Origin of the sequence: Kitasatospora sp. NPDC001540, from assembly GCF_042894345.1 — a bacterium.
GTDB lineage: Bacteria > Actinomycetota > Actinomycetes > Streptomycetales > Streptomycetaceae > Kitasatospora > Kitasatospora phosalacinea_C.
Map to the genome: position 1 here is coordinate 57,460 of NZ_JBIAVO010000025.1, position 14,092 is coordinate 71,551.

Below are 14,092 nucleotides of genomic sequence, written 5' to 3' on the forward strand. Positions count from 1 at the left end.
CTGGCGGCGCACCACTGGTTCGCCGTCCTGGAGGTGGGCGCGATGCCCGGCCGAGAGCTCTGGTCCTACGTCGAGATCGGCCTGCACATCAACGTGCAGACCGAGACCGTGCGCAACTACAAGCGCCACGGGCTGCTGCCCGAACCCGACCTGGTGGACGCCGCGGGCCACCCCCGCTGGTACCCGGAGACCATCCGCGCCTGGGCGCTGACCCGCCCCGGCCGCCGTTCGTAGCGCGTTCGAACGCCCCCGCCCCGTCCTGGTGATTCCGCCCACAGCCCGGCACGGGAGAGGGGGCAAAGTGCCGCCCGGCCCTTACCCTCGACAGTCAAAGCACCGACGGAGTCGAAGAACCCCGCCCCGCCCGCCCGGCGGTGCGGACGGCCGCGGACGATGGCCCGACGGGGCGGGAAGGGCTCGGCATGAAACTGACCGTGGTGGGGTGCTCGGGGAGCTTCCCGTCCGTGGACTCCCCGTGCTCCAGCTACCTGGTGGAGCACGACGGCTACCGCCTGGTCCTCGACCTCGGCAACGGCGCGCTCGGCGCGCTGCAGAAGTACACCGGTCTGTACGAGGTGGACGCCGTCCTGATCAGCCACCTGCACGCCGACCACTGCGTCGACCTGTGCGCCTACTGGGTGGCCCGCAACTACCGGGTCGAGGGCTGCCCCGACCCGCTGCCCGTGCACGGGCCCGGCGGCACCGCCGAGCGCCTGGCCCGGGCCTACGACATGCCGGAGAAGCCCGGCATGACCGAGGTCTTCGACTTCCGCGACCTCAGCGACGGCGCCCGGCTGGAGCTCGGCCCGTTCACCGTCACCGCCGCCCGGGTCAACCACCTGGACTGCGAGGCGTACGGCTTCCGGATCGAGGCGGGCGGCCGCAGCCTGGTCTACTCCGGGGACACCGGCGTCTGCCCCGCGTTGGTCGAACTCGCCCGCGGCACCGACCTGTTCCTGTGCGAGGCGGCCTACACGGACGGCAAGGAGACCTTCGACTCCATCCATCTCAACGGCACCCAGGCCGGGGAGCACGCCACCGGGGCCGGGGCCGCCCGGCTGGTCCTCACCCACATCCCGCCGTGGACCGACGCCGAGCGCAACCGCGCGGACGCCGCCGCGGCCTTCGCCGGGCCGGTCGAACTCGCCCGGGCCGGGGCCGTCTACGAGCTGTGAACCGGCGTCAGCCAGTGCCGGTGGCGGGCGTCCGCGCCACTGACCGCGGCCCGGTAGGCCTCGGCCAGCTTCTTGGTCAACTCGCCCTCGGCGGACGGTAGTTCCCGGTTGTCCAGGGAGGCCACCGGGACCACCCCGGCCGCCGTCCCGGAGATGAACAGCTCGTCGGCCGCGTACAGGTCCGACCGCAGCAGGCTCTCCACCCGGACCTCCACGCCCAGCTCCCGGGCCAGCGTCAGCAGGGTGTCCTGGGTGATGCCCTCCAGGGCGCCCGCGCTGGCCGGGGTGGTGCGCAGCACGCCGCCGCGGACCGCGAACACGTTCTCCGAACTGCACTCGCTGACCGTGCCGTCCGGCGCCAGCAGCAGCGCCTCGTCGAAGCCCGCGTCGGTCGCCTCCCGCCGGGCCAGCGCCGAGTTGAGGTACGGGCCGGTGGCCTTCGCCGCCGGGGGGACGGAGTTGGGGTCGGTGCGCCGCCAACTGCTGGTCATCAGCCGCAGCCCGCGCCCCGCCTCCAGGTAGGCCGGCCACTCCCAGGAGGCGATCGACACGCTGGTGGGGGAGTGGCGCATGTCCAGCCCCATCGAGCCGTAGCCCAGGAACGCCAGGTGCCGCAGGTAGCACGAGCGGTGGCCGTTGGCCGCCACCAGCGCCACCGTCGCTTCCGCCAACTCCTCCTGGCTGTACGGGAGTTCGATGCGCAGCATCCGGGCGCTGCGCTCCAGCCGGGCCAGGTGCTCGTCCAGCCGGAACACCGCGGGCCCGTCCGCGGTCTCGAACACCCGGGTGCCCTCCAGCACCCCGGTGCCGTAGTGCAGCGCGTGCGTCAGCACGTGGACGCGGGCCTCCTGCCAGGGCACCAGCGCGCCGTCGAACCAGATCACGGAAGACTCGGGAATCGCCATGCCGCCCATCCTGGAGACCCCCGGCCGCTCGGCGAAGGCCCCCGGCCGCGCCGGATCAGGCCATGGCCGCCACCGGAGCGCCCGTCTCGGATGCCGGGCACCCGCCGCCGCTACCCGCCCCGGCCCCCCGTCCGCCGTCTCGCATGCTGAAAACCACGGTCCGTCCCCCGGCCGCGGCCCTAGGCTCCCGGAGGGTGGAGACCAGCACCGCCCTGTACGCCCGCCTGCTCGCCGACCCCGGCCTGCCGCTGGACTCCCTGCGCGAGGAACTCGGCTGCGCGGAAGGGGAGTTCGAGCAGGCACTGGGCGAACTGCGCGGCCTCGGCCTGCTCCGGCAGACCTCCGCCACCGGCAGCGGGGTCACCGCCGTCTCGATCGACACCGCCGTGCGCCGCCTGCTCGCCGACTCCGACCGCCGCTTCACCGAACTGCTCGGCGAGGCCCGCCGCACCCGCGAGCGGGTCGAGCACCTGCACGCCCGCTACCTGCCGCTGCAGACCGGCACCGCCCACGAACTCGTCCGCGGCGCCGACCGGGTCGCCGCCCTGCTGGAGGACGCCGCCCGCGCCGCCCGCACCGAGGCGCTCTCGCTGCGCCCCGGCCAGGACCAGTCCGAGAGCGGCCTGGCCGGGAAGCTCGCCCGCGAGCGGATCGCGCTGGCCCACGGGGTCACCCTGCGCACCATCTACCCCGCCGCCGCGCTGCACCAGGGCGCGGTGCTGGCCCACGTCCAGGCGCTGACCGCCGCCGGTGCGCACATCCGGGTCGCGCACACCCTGCCGCTGTGGCTGATCGTGGTCGACGCGGGCCTGGCGGTGCTGCCCGCGCCGGGGGAGCCGCCGGGCAGCGCGGCGGTGGTGGTCCGCGATCCGGCGGTGGTCGGCGTGGTCCGCGAACTGTTCGAGCACTTCTGGGCGGCCAGCTGGATCCCGCCGGAGCTGCTCGGCCGCACCACCCCCGACGACCGCCACCGCGAGGTGCTGCGGCTGCTCGCGGCCGGGCTCACCGACCAGGCGATCGGCCGCAAGCTGGAGATCTCCGACCGCACGGTGCGCCGCCTGGTCGCCGACCTGACCACGGCGCTGGGCGCCCAGTCGCGCTTCCAGGCGGGCGTGCACGCGGCCCGGCTGGGCTGGATCTAGGCCCTGCCCGGCCTACCCGTCCTCGAAGCCGTCGTCCTCCTCGCGACCCGGGGTCCTGAGGTCGAACCTGACGATGACGAAGCGGAAGAGCGTGTAGTAGACCGCCGCGAAGCACAGCCCGATCGGGATGATCAGCCAGGGTTTCGTGGCCAGGTTCCAGTTCAGGACGTAGTCGATGACGCCCGCGGAGAAGGTGAAGCCGTGGTGCACGCCCAGCGCCCAGGTGACGGCCATGGACAGGCCGGTGAGCACGGCGTGCAGGGCGTACAGGACGGGGGCGATGAACAGGAAGGCGAACTCGATCGGCTCGGTGATGCCGGTGGCGAAGGAGGTCAGGGCGAGCGAGAACATCATGCCCAGGACGGCGCGGCGGCGCTCCGGGCGCGCGCAGTGGGCGATGGCGAGGGCGGCGGCGGGCAGGCCGAACATCATGATCGGGAAGAAGCCGGACATGAACTGGCCGGCCGCGAGGTCGTGCTGGAAGAACCGGGTCTGGTCGCCGTGGAACTCCTGGCCGCCGACCCGGTACGTCCCGGCCTGCTGCCAGAAGAAGGTGTTGGCGAACTGGTGCAGGCCGAACGGCAGCAGGGCCCGGTTGATCAGCCCGAACAGGCCGGAGCCGAGCGCGCCGAGGCCGATCGTCCAACTGCTGAAGCGGTCGACCACGCTGCCGATCGGGCCCCAGCACAGGCCGAAGAAGACGCCGAGGGCGGTGCCGACGAAGGCCATCACGATCGGGACCAGCCGCCGCCCGTTGAAGAAGCCGAGCCAGTCGACCAGCCGGGTGCGGTGCAGCCGCTGCCACAGGACCGCGGAGAGCAGGCCGACCACCACGCCGCCGAGCACCCCCGGGTCCTGGTAGGTGGCCGCGACGTCCCGGCCGGGCAGCTCCTGGTAGCCGGTCTTCGGGAAGGCGGTCAGGACCTGGTGGTAGGTGAGGAAGCCGACCAGGGCGGCGAGCGCGGTGGAGCCGTCGGCCTTCCTGGCGTAGCCGATGGCGATGCCGACGCAGAACAGCAGCGGCATCCAGTCGAAGACGGCGTGGCCGGAGGCGGAGAACACCTCGGCGACCCTGGTCCAGCCCAGGCCCTGGTCGCCGAAGACGTCCTCCTTGCCGAGCCGCAGCAGGATGCCCGCGGCGGGCAGCACGGCGATCGGGAGCTGGAGGCTGCGGCCGATCTTCTGGAGGGACGCGAAGACCCGGGAGCGCAGCTCCCGTCCGCCGGGTGCCGCCGCGGGCCGGGAGTTCTGCGCGGTCGTACTCATAGCGGTGGTTCCTCACGGCAGCGCGATTCTGGTCTAGACCACTTAAGGCCTCGTTCAGCTTTCTAGCACGGGCCGAACGGGCTCCGGAACCCTCTTAAGGTTCGCGGGGGACAAGCGCTGCGGAATCGAAACCTGGGCCGGGTTGACGACGGATCAATTGACCGGGATCCCACTCCTTTTGGATCGACCGGAAACAAAAGCGCGCCCCCGGCGGGAATGCTTCCCGCCGGGGGTGCCGCGCTCGCCGACCTGGGGTCAGGCCTTGGTCACGTCCTCGACCTCGTCGTCGTCCTCGCGGCCCGGGGTCTTGAGGTCGAACTTGACGATGACGAACCGGAAGACCACGTAGTAGGCCACCGCGAAGCACAGGCCGATCGGGATGATCAGCCACGGTTTCGTGGCCAGGTTCCAGTTGAGCAGGTAGTCGATCAATCCGGCCGAGAAGCTGAAGCCGTCGTGGACGCCGAGCCCCCAGGTGACCGCCATCGAGACGCCGGTGAGCAGTGCGTGGATGCCGTACAGCAGCGGTGCCACGTAGGCGAAGGAGTACTCGATCGGCTCGGTGACGCCGGTGACGAAAGAGGTCAGCGCGACCGAGAACATCAGGCCGTAGATCTCCTTGCGGCGGTGCGGCTTGGCGCAGGCGGCGATGGCCATCGCGGCGGCGGGCAGCGCGAACATCATGATCGGGAAGAAGCCGGAGAGGAACTGGCCGGCCGAGGGGTCGCCCGCCAGGAAACGGCCGATGTCACCGGTGCCGGACTTGCCGGTCTCCGGGTTGGTGTAGGAGCCGAACTGGAACCAGACGAAGGTGTTCAGCAGCTGGTGCATGCCGATCAGCAGCAGGGCGCGGTTGGCGACGCCGAAGATGCCGGAGCCGGCGGCGCCCAGGTCGGAGAGCCACTTGGAGAAGTCCTCCAGTCCGGAGCCGATCGGCTGCCAGATCCACACCATCAGCGAGCCGAACAGCAGGCCGACCAGGGCGGTGATCATCGGGACCAGGCGGCGGCCGTTGAAGAAGCCGAGCCAGTCGACCAGCCTGACCCGGTGGTAGCGCACCCACAGCCAGGCCGAGAAGAGGCCCATCAGGATGCCGCCGAGCACGCCGGGGTTCTGGTAGGCGGCCTCCACCACGGTCTTGTCCGTGTAGTTCACGCAGATCGTGGCGTCCAGCGTCGAGCCGGCCGGGCAGTCCTTCGGGAACGCGTGCAGGACGGCGTAGTAGACCAGGAAGCCGGCCACCGCGGCGAGAGCCGTCGAGCCGTCCGCCTTCTTGGCCATGCCGATCGCCACGCCGATGCAGAACAGCAGCGGCAGGCCGAGCGCGGGGTTGAGCAGTGCGCCGCCGGCCGCGCCGATCGCCCTGGCGACCTTGTCCCAGCCGAGGCCGTCCTTGCCGAAGATGTCGTCCTGGCCGAGTCGGGTCAGCAGGCCCGCGGCGGGCAGGACGGCGACCGGCAGCTGGAGGCTGCGGCCCATCTTCTGCAGGCCGCCGTAGAAGGTGTGCCACCACGTGGACTGGTGCGCCGTGGCGCCTGGTGAACTCATCGTCGGCCCTCCGCTGCCGTTCCCGTTCCCCGGGGGGATCATCCGTGCGTGGGGCCAGGAACACCGGCGGACCGTCCTGCGTTGTCCCGAGTACACCTAGGATTGGTGTAGACCATTTTCAAGGCAGTGGCGGTCCGCGGGTTCGAGAGCCCGATGATCGCCATCCTCCGGCGGCCGCGGAGGCGGCCGCGCGCGGAGATAGCCCGAAAGTGGACTAACGTGGCATATCGGTCGAAACCGGGTGATGCTGGTCGCGCCGTCGGAAGACGCGGCAAACTGATTCCGGGTCACCTCCGGCCGGCACCACCGCACACGCAGTACGGCACCCGGCGACCGACCGCCGAAGCGCCGAGACAGAGGGAGAAAGACCATGGCCAGCAAGGCTGAGAAGATCGTCGCCGGTCTCGGCGGAATCGAGAACATCGACGAGGTCGAGGGCTGCATCACCCGGCTGCGCACCGAGGTCCTCGACGCCTCCAAGGTCGACGAGGCCGCGCTCAAGGCGGCCGGCGCCCACGGTGTGGTGAAGATGGGCACGGCCATCCAGGTCGTCATCGGTACCGACGCCGACCCGATCGCCGCCGAGATCGAGGACATGATGTGAGCTGAGCCCCCCGCAGGCCGCTCCACCCGCACGGCCCGCCCGCCGGAGACCACCGGCCGGCGGGCCGTCGCGCGTGCGCCCCCGCCGGGGGCCGGACGGGGACCCGATACGCTCGGGGGCATGTCTCGCATCGACGGCCGCACCCCCGACCAGCTCCGCCCCGTCACCATCGAACGGAACTGGAGCAAGCACGCCGAAGGCTCCGTCCTGGTCTCCTACGGCGACACCAAGGTGCTGTGCACCGCCAGCGTCACCGAGGGCGTCCCGCGCTGGCGCAAGGGCAGCGGCGAGGGCTGGGTCACCGCCGAGTACGCCATGCTGCCCCGGGCCACCAACACCCGCGGCGACCGCGAGTCCGTCCGCGGCAAGATCGGCGGCCGCACCCACGAGATCAGCCGGCTGATCGGCCGCTCGCTGCGCGCCGTGATCGACCACCGGGCGCTCGCCGAGAACACCATCGTGCTGGACTGCGACGTCCTCCAGGCCGACGGCGGCACCCGCACCGCGGCGATCACCGGCGCGTACGTGGCCCTGGTCGACGCGGTCTCCTGGGCGCGCGAGAAGAAGCTGCTGCGGGCCAAGGGCCAGCCGATCACCGGCGGCGTGAGCGCGGTCAGCGTCGGCATCATCGACGGCGTGCCGATGCTCGACCTCCGCTACGAGGAGGACGTCCGGGCCGAGACCGACATGAACGTCGTCTGCACCTCCGACGGCCGTTTCGTGGAGGTCCAGGGCACCGCCGAGGGCGCCCCCTTCGACCGCGCACTGCTCGACCAGCTGCTCGACCTGGGCAGCCTGGGCTGCGCCGAGCTCGACGAGATCCAGCGCAAGGCCCTGGAGCTGTAGGGAACCGCGGTGGGCTGAACGGCCGTCAGGGAGGGTGGACGGGCCGACGGGTGCTGTACAGGCGCGCGGGCCGGGCCTTAACGTTCGGGGTGAGCCCGCTCACCCTCCTGGAGGACTCGCCGATGCAGCAGCCGCTGAGCATCAACCGCACCACCGCGCTCGCCGTCGCCGCCCTGGCCCTGGTGCTGCCGCTGAGCGCGGTCAGCTGCTCCGCCGCGGAGAAGGCGCTCAGCTGCGCCAACACCGCGGTGCAGATCAGCACGCACGTCACCCAGCTCGGCGAGGCGGTCAACAACGTCGACCAGGACCCGAACGCCACCGGGCAGGCGCTGCAGAACCTCAAGGGCGACCTGGACAAGCTCGGGCGCAACTCCGGCGACGCGGACCTCTCCAAGGCGGTCACCGACCTGCAGAACCAGGTCGACAACGTGCAGAAGGCCGTCGACGCCAACCAGGCCCCCGATCTCGGGCCGCTGGTCAGCGCGGCGGGGCGGGTCAGCAAGGTGTGCACCGGCTGAGGCCCGGCGCGGCACCGGCGGCACTAGGCTGGGGCCCATGACCAAGCGACTCGTTCTCGCCACCCGCAACCAGCACAAGGTCGCCGAGCTGCGCGACATCCTCGGCGCGGCCGGACTGGACGTCGAACTGGTCGGCGCGGACGCCTTCCCCGAGGTGCCCGACGTGCCGGAGACCGGGGTCACCTTCGCCGAGAACGCGCTGCTTAAGGCGCACGCGCTGGCGCGGGCGACCGGGCTGCCGGCCGTCGCGGACGACTCCGGGCTGTGCGTGGACGTGCTGGGCGGGGCGCCCGGGATCTTCTCCGCGCGCTGGGCCGGGCGGCACGGCGACGACAAGGCCAACCTGGACCTGCTGCTGGCCCAGCTCGGCGACATCGCCCCCGAGCACCGGGCCGCCTCCTTCGCCTGCGCCGCCGCGCTCGCCCTGCCGGACGGCACCGAGCGGGTGGTCGAGGGCCGCCTGCACGGCACCCTGCGCACCGAGCCGGCCGGGACGAACGGCTTCGGCTACGACCCCGTCCTGCAGCCGCTCGGCGAGAGCCGCACGTGCGCCGAACTGAGCGCCGAGGAGAAGAACGCGATCAGCCACCGCGGGCAGGCGTTCCGCTCGCTCGCGCCGGTCGTCGCCGAACTGCTCGGCTGAGGAAGCCACGCATGCGCGAAGAGGCCCGCCCCGGGGAGCCGGGGCGGGCCTCTTCGCGTCCTGAACGCCGGTGCGGCCTGAGGGACTCGAACCCTCACGAGATCTCTCTCACGGGCACCTAAAACCCGGGCGTCTGCCAATTCCGCCAAGACCGCCGATGCGTGACTTCCGCCATGCTACTGGCCCGTTGCACGGGCGTGCACCACCCTTTCGGGCGGCGGTTCGGGGTGTCCTGGCTTGTTCAAGAATTGGTACAGACCTATTGACCGGTGTGGTCCAGACCACGTACGTTCGCGCCGATCCGCGGAAAACCGGGTCCCGGGCGGTGCGCAACGGCCGGGCCCGGGCACGTCTTCCTCCCCCACGGCGCCCGGCCCCCCACCCCGGGCGCGAGCATTGGAGCGACCCATGCCCGAACGCGCCACAGCCGCGCGCTCCGCCGCCCGCACCGGGCGGCGTCCGCTGAAGGCCGGCACCGCGCTGGCGACCGCGACCGCTCTGGTGGCCGGTGCCGCCGGACTGGTCACCGCGATCGGCGGCGCCTCCTCGGCCGCCACCGTCAACCTGCTCGCCAACGGCGACTTCGAGAGCGGCACGCTGAGCGGCTGGAACTGCTCGGCCGGGCTCGGCTCGATCACCTCCACCGCCCCGCACGGCGGCACCAGGGCGCTGCAGGCGGCGGCCTCCGCCTCGGACACCGCCCAGTGCTCGCAGACCGTCGCGGTCAGCCCGAACACCACGTACAGCCTGAGCGGCTGGCTGAAGGGCAACTACGCCTACCTGGGCGTCACCGGGACGGGCACCACCGACACCAGCGCCTGGGGCTCCAGCGCCGACTGGGCCAGCCGCAGCACCACCTTCACCACCGGCGCCTCGACCACCTCGGTGACGGTCTACACCCACGGCTGGTACGGCCAGGGCACCTACTACGCGGACGACCTGGTCCTGACCGGCCCGGGCGGGTCGGGCTCCAGCAGCCCCTCGGCGAGCGGGAGTTCGAGCCCGAGCGGGAGCGCGAGCGCCAGTGCGAGTGCCTCGGCGAGCGCGTCGGCCAGTCCGTCCTCGTCCACCTCGCCCTCGGCGAGCGCCTCGCAGAGCGGGACGCCGGGCGGGGACGGGGTGGTGACCACGCCGACCGGGCTGACCGCGAGCGTGTCGGGCACCTCGGTGACGCTGAAGTGGAACGCCTCGACCGACAACGCGCAGAACGGCAACAGCGCGGTCTACCGGATCTTCACCGGCGGCACCACGAACCAGACCGCGACCTCGATGGGCACCACGGTGACCGTCTCCTCGCTGCTGCCGAACACCTCGTACAGCTTCACCGTGCAGGGCTACGACAAGGACGGCCACAGCAGCGGGTTCACCGCGCCGGTGACCGTGACCACCGGGGCGGCCCCGGGCGGGGCGCTGAAGTCGGCGTACTTCGCGCAGTGGGGCATCTACGGGAACAAGTACTACCCGTCGACGATGGCCGCCACCGGCGCGGCGGGCGGGCTGAACACGATGACCTACGCGTTCGCCAACATCAACCCGTCCACGCTGAGCTGCTTCGAGACCATCAAGGCCGCGGACACCAACGACAACAACCCGAGCGCCGGTGACGGCGCGGGCGACGCGTTCGCGGACTACCAGAAGGGCTACACCGCGGACATCGCGGTGGACGGTACCACCGACGCCTGGACCCAGCCGCTGAAGGGCAACTTCAACCAGCTGCGCGAGCTCAAGGCGAAGTACCCGAACATGAAGATCACCATGTCGCTGGGCGGCTGGACGTACTCCAAGTACTTCTCCGACGCGGCGGCCACCGACGCCTCGCGCAAGAAGCTGGTCTCCTCCTGCATCGACATGTTCATCAAGGGCAACCTGCCCTCGATCCAGGGCGACGCCACCGGCGGCACCGCCGCGGCGATGGGCATCTTCGACGGCATCGACATCGACTGGGAGTACCCGGCCTCCGCGGGCGGCCACACCGGCAACCACTACTCGGCCGCCGACACCGCCAACTTCACCGCGCTGCTGGCCGAGTTCCGCAACCAGCTGGACGCGTACGGGCAGACCGTCGGCAAGAAGTACCTGCTGACCGCGGCGCTGCCGTCCGGCCAGGACAAGATCGCGCTGCTGCAGACCGACCAGATCGGCAAGTACCTGGACTACGGCAACGTGATGTCCTACGACATGCACGGCGCCTGGGACGCGACCGGCCCGACCAACCTGCAGGACCCGCTGTACGACAGCCCGAACGACCCGAGCAACCCGGTCGCCCCGGGCACCCAGAAGTACACCGTGGACAACGCGGTCAACGCCTACCTGAACGGCGCCCCGGCGTACGGGATCAAGGGCGGCTTCCCGGCGAAGAAGCTGGTGCTGGGCGTGCCGTTCTACTTCCGCGGGTGGACCGGCGTGCCGGCCGGGTCGAACTACGGCCTGTACCAGAGCGCGACCGGCCCGGCGGCGGCGCAGGGCACCAGCCAGACCGCGGGCGTGGCGTTCTGGAAGGAGCTGGTGGCGGCGGGCAAGAGCACCGGTTCCCCGGTGCACTGGGACCCGACCACGCAGAGCTCGTGGATCTACGACGGCACCAACCTGTGGACCGGTGACACCCCGCAGGCGATCGCGGCGCGCGGCTCGTACGCCACCGCCAAGGGCCTCGGCGGGATCTTCGCCTACTCGCTGGAGGCCGACGACCCGTCCGGAACCCTCGTCAACGCGATGACCGGAAGCATGAAGTAGCGTCAACTCGCCCTAGGGAGGGCCGGATCGTCCGGGTGCGGACGGTTCGGCCCTTCATATCAAGTTGGTACAGACCTGTTGACGCGGGTGGTCCAGACCTTTTAGGTTCGGCGGAACTTCCCCCACAGGCGCGCGGCTTCCCACGGCCGGGCGCCCGACACTCTCTCCAGGAGGACCGAGTGTTGATCCGAAACAAGGCGGAGCAGCGTCCCACCGCTGCGGGCCGCCACCTCAAGGGCCGCAAGGTGGCGTTCGGCGCCGCCGCGGCCGCGGGGCTGGCGGGCCTGCTGATGAGCACGCTCGGCGTGGCCCCGTCCGCCGCCGCCGTCGACAACCAGGCGTGCCGCCCCGACGGCATGTACACCACGCCCGGCGTCGACGTCCCGTACTGCAACGTCTACGACACCAGCGGCCGCGAGCAGATGGGCGCCGACCACCAGCGGCGCGTCATCGGCTACTTCACCAGCTGGCGCACCGGCAAGGACGGCACGCCCGCCTACCTGGTGAACAACATCCCCTGGGACAAGGTCACCCACCTCAACTACGCGTTCGCGCACGTGGCGTCCGACAACACGCTGTCGGTCGGCACGGACGGCCCGAACAACGCCTCCACCGGGATGACCTTCCCCGGCGTGGCGGGCGCGGAGATGGACCCGGCGTACTCGTACAAGGGCCACTTCAACCTGCTCAGCAAGTTCAAGAAGCAGTACCCGAACGTCAAGACCATGGTCTCGGTGGGCGGTTGGGCCGAGACCGGCGGCTACTTCGACGACTCGGGCAAGCGGGTCAACTCCGGCGGCTTCTACTCGATGACCGTCAACGCGGACGGGTCGGTCAACCAGGCCGGCATCAACACCTTCGCGGACTCGGCCGTCGCCTTCATCAAGAAGTACGGCTTCAACGGCGTCGACCTCGACTACGAGTACCCGACCTCGATGAAGGACGCGGGCAACCCGCTCGACTACTCCCTCTCCAACGCCAAGCGCGCCTCCCTGATGAAGGGTTACGCCGCGCTGCTGAAGACCGTGCGCGAGAAGCTCGACCGGGCCTCCGCCGCCGACGGCAAGTACTACCTGCTGTCGGTCGCCGCCCCCTCCTCGGGCTACCTGCTGCGCGGCATGGAGACCTTCCAGGTCACCCAGTACCTGGACTACGTCAACATCATGTCGTACGACCTGCACGGCGCCTGGAACAAGTACGTCGGCCCGAACGCCGCGCTGTACGACGACGGCAAGGACGCCGAGCTGGCGGCCGCCAACGTGTACGGCACCTCGCAGTACGGCGGCATCGGCTACCTGAACACCGACTGGGCCGTGCACTACTTCCGCGGCGCGATGCCGGCCGGCCGGATCAACCTCGGCGTGCCGTACTACACCCGCGGCTTCCAGAACGTCCAGGGCGGCACCAACGGCCTGTGGGGCACCTCCTCCACCACCACCTGTCCGGCCGGCTCCGGCCTGACCACCTGTGGTGACGGCGCCGTCGGCATCGACAACATCTGGCACGACCTGGACGACAACGGCAAGGAGTCGCCCGCCGGCTCCAACCCGATGTGGCACGCCAAGAACCTGGAAGCGGGCGTCCTGCCGGACTACCTGTCCAAGTACGGCGTCAGCGACACCGCGCTCAAGGGCAGCTACGCCCGCAACTACAGCTCGGCGCTGGTCGCGCCGTGGCTGTGGAACGCGGACAAGAAGGTCTTCCTGTCGACCGAGGACGACCAGTCGATCGGCGCCAAGGCCGACTACGTGGTCAACCAGGGCGTCGGCGGCGCGATGATCTGGGAGCTGGCCGGCGACTACAAGTGGGACGCCACCGCCAACGGCGGCAAGGGCGAGTACGTCCAGGGCAGCACCCTGACCTCGCTGCTGTACGACAAGTTCAAGTCGGCCCCGGCGTACGGCGCGACCCGCTCCACCATCGCGCTGCCGCAGCAGACCCTGCCGATCGACGTCTCCTTCACCGACTTCGCGCTGGGCGACAACAACTACCCGATCAACCCGAAGATCCACATCGTCAACAACTCGACGGTCACCCTGCCGGGCGGCACCGAGTTCCAGTTCGACTACTCGGTCTCCGCGCCCGCCAACGCCGCCGACCAGTCCGGCTTCGGCTCCAAGGTGATCCGGGCCGACCACACCGGCAGCAACGTCGGAGGTCTGAAGGGCACCTACAACCGGGTCTCGCTGAAGCTGCCGACCTGGCAGACGCTGGCGCCCGGTGCCTCGGTGGACGTCGCCTTCGTCTACTACCTGCCGGTCTCCACCCCCGCCAACTGGACGGTGAACGTCGGCGGCACGCTGTACGGCATCACCGGCGACTACACCCGCGGCACCACCGCGGGCACCGCCTCGCCGTCCGCGTCGGCCTCCGCCTCCGCCTCGGCCTCGCAGTCCGCGTCGCCGTCGGCCTCGGCCAGCGTCTCGGCCTCCCCCTCCCGGTCGGCGTCCCCGTCGGCCTCGGCCTCCGCCTCGCAGTCGGCCTCGCCGTCCGCGTCGGTCACCGCCGGTGCCTGCACGGGCGCCCCGAGCTGGAGCGCGAGCACCACGTACGCCACCACCACCAAGGTGTCCTGGAAGGGCCACTACTACCAGAACAAGTGGTGGACCGCGGGCGAGGACCCCTCGCTGAGCGGCGCCTGGGGCGTCTGGACGGACCTCGGGGCCTGCTGAGGCCGGTCCCGGGCCCATGAACGGCGGTGGCGGTCGACCC

General features: G+C 71.1%; 12 protein-coding genes and 1 tRNA gene. 9 read left to right on the plus strand and 4 right to left on the minus strand.

Annotation, left to right across the window (positions count from 1 at the left end; all coding sequences use genetic code 11):
- The first annotated feature begins 42 nt into the window (after nt 1–42).
- Entirely contained in the window at nt 43–234 is a 192-nt protein-coding gene (locus tag ACFY00_RS26175; protein ID WP_388034050.1) for a MarR family transcriptional regulator, read from the plus strand.
- Between the two features lie 188 nt (nt 235–422).
- Nucleotides 423–1,175 carry an MBL fold metallo-hydrolase gene (locus ACFY00_RS26180; RefSeq protein WP_388033998.1) on the plus strand — a complete coding sequence of 251 codons (753 nt, stop codon included), beginning with the start codon at nt 423–425 and terminating at the stop codon, nt 1,173–1,175.
- Here ACFY00_RS26180 and ACFY00_RS26185 read toward each other — a convergent pair.
- The gene (locus tag ACFY00_RS26185) at nt 1,163–2,080 is read right to left on the minus strand and encodes a branched-chain amino acid transaminase (protein WP_388033999.1); all 918 of its coding nucleotides are present in this window, start codon (nt 2,078–2,080) and stop codon (nt 1,163–1,165) included. The genes ACFY00_RS26180 and ACFY00_RS26185 overlap by 13 nt on opposite strands.
- Before the next feature lie 194 nt (nt 2,081–2,274).
- Between ACFY00_RS26185 and ACFY00_RS26190 the strand changes: the two genes are divergently transcribed.
- Nucleotides 2,275–3,222, plus strand: a complete 948-nt coding sequence (locus tag ACFY00_RS26190; protein WP_388034000.1) for a LuxR C-terminal-related transcriptional regulator — start codon at nt 2,275–2,277, stop codon at nt 3,220–3,222.
- Between the two features lie 12 nt (nt 3,223–3,234).
- Here ACFY00_RS26190 and ACFY00_RS26195 read toward each other — a convergent pair whose 3' ends face one another.
- Both ACFY00_RS26195 and ACFY00_RS26200 read right to left on the minus strand, forming a co-directional pair.
- On the minus strand, nt 3,235–4,488 hold the full coding sequence (locus ACFY00_RS26195) for a PTS transporter subunit EIIC (RefSeq protein ID WP_388034001.1): 1,254 nt from the start codon (nt 4,486–4,488) through the stop codon (nt 3,235–3,237).
- 255 nt (nt 4,489–4,743) lie between these two features.
- Complete coding sequence (locus tag ACFY00_RS26200; RefSeq protein ID WP_388034002.1) at nt 4,744–6,036, minus strand: PTS transporter subunit EIIC; 1,293 nt, start codon at nt 6,034–6,036, stop codon at nt 4,744–4,746.
- A gap of 370 nt (nt 6,037–6,406) precedes the next feature.
- Here ACFY00_RS26200 and ACFY00_RS26205 point away from each other — a divergent pair, with 370 nt between their 5' ends.
- The 4 genes from ACFY00_RS26205 (at nt 6,407) to rdgB (ending at nt 8,647) form a co-directional block, all read left to right on the plus strand.
- On the plus strand, nt 6,407–6,640 hold the full coding sequence (locus tag ACFY00_RS26205; protein ID WP_388034003.1) for a glucose PTS transporter subunit EIIB: 234 nt from the start codon (nt 6,407–6,409) through the stop codon (nt 6,638–6,640).
- Between the two features lie 120 nt (nt 6,641–6,760).
- Nucleotides 6,761–7,486, plus strand: coding sequence for a ribonuclease PH (gene rph, locus ACFY00_RS26210; RefSeq protein ID WP_388034004.1), 726 nt, complete (start codon nt 6,761–6,763; stop codon nt 7,484–7,486).
- A gap of 89 nt (nt 7,487–7,575) precedes the next feature.
- On the plus strand, nt 7,576–8,004 hold the full coding sequence (locus ACFY00_RS26215; protein WP_388034005.1) for a hypothetical protein: 429 nt from the start codon (nt 7,576–7,578) through the stop codon (nt 8,002–8,004).
- A gap of 37 nt (nt 8,005–8,041) precedes the next feature.
- The gene (gene rdgB, locus ACFY00_RS26220) at nt 8,042–8,647 is read left to right on the plus strand and encodes an RdgB/HAM1 family non-canonical purine NTP pyrophosphatase (protein ID WP_285737466.1); all 606 of its coding nucleotides are present in this window, start codon (nt 8,042–8,044) and stop codon (nt 8,645–8,647) included.
- Between the two features lie 71 nt (nt 8,648–8,718).
- Here the strand turns inward: rdgB and ACFY00_RS26225 are convergent.
- Nucleotides 8,719–8,802: transfer RNA gene (locus ACFY00_RS26225), tRNA-Leu, on the minus strand.
- 253 nt (nt 8,803–9,055) lie between these two features.
- Here ACFY00_RS26225 and ACFY00_RS26230 point away from each other — a divergent pair.
- Both ACFY00_RS26230 and ACFY00_RS26235 read left to right on the plus strand, forming a co-directional pair.
- Nucleotides 9,056–11,380, plus strand: a complete 2,325-nt coding sequence (locus ACFY00_RS26230; protein ID WP_388034006.1) for a glycosyl hydrolase family 18 protein — start codon at nt 9,056–9,058, stop codon at nt 11,378–11,380.
- Nucleotides 11,381–11,625: 245 nt separating this feature from the next.
- Complete coding sequence (locus ACFY00_RS26235) at nt 11,626–14,052, plus strand: chitinase C-terminal domain-containing protein (RefSeq protein ID WP_388034051.1); 2,427 nt, start codon at nt 11,626–11,628, stop codon at nt 14,050–14,052.
- Nucleotides 14,053–14,092 lie beyond the last annotated feature (40 nt).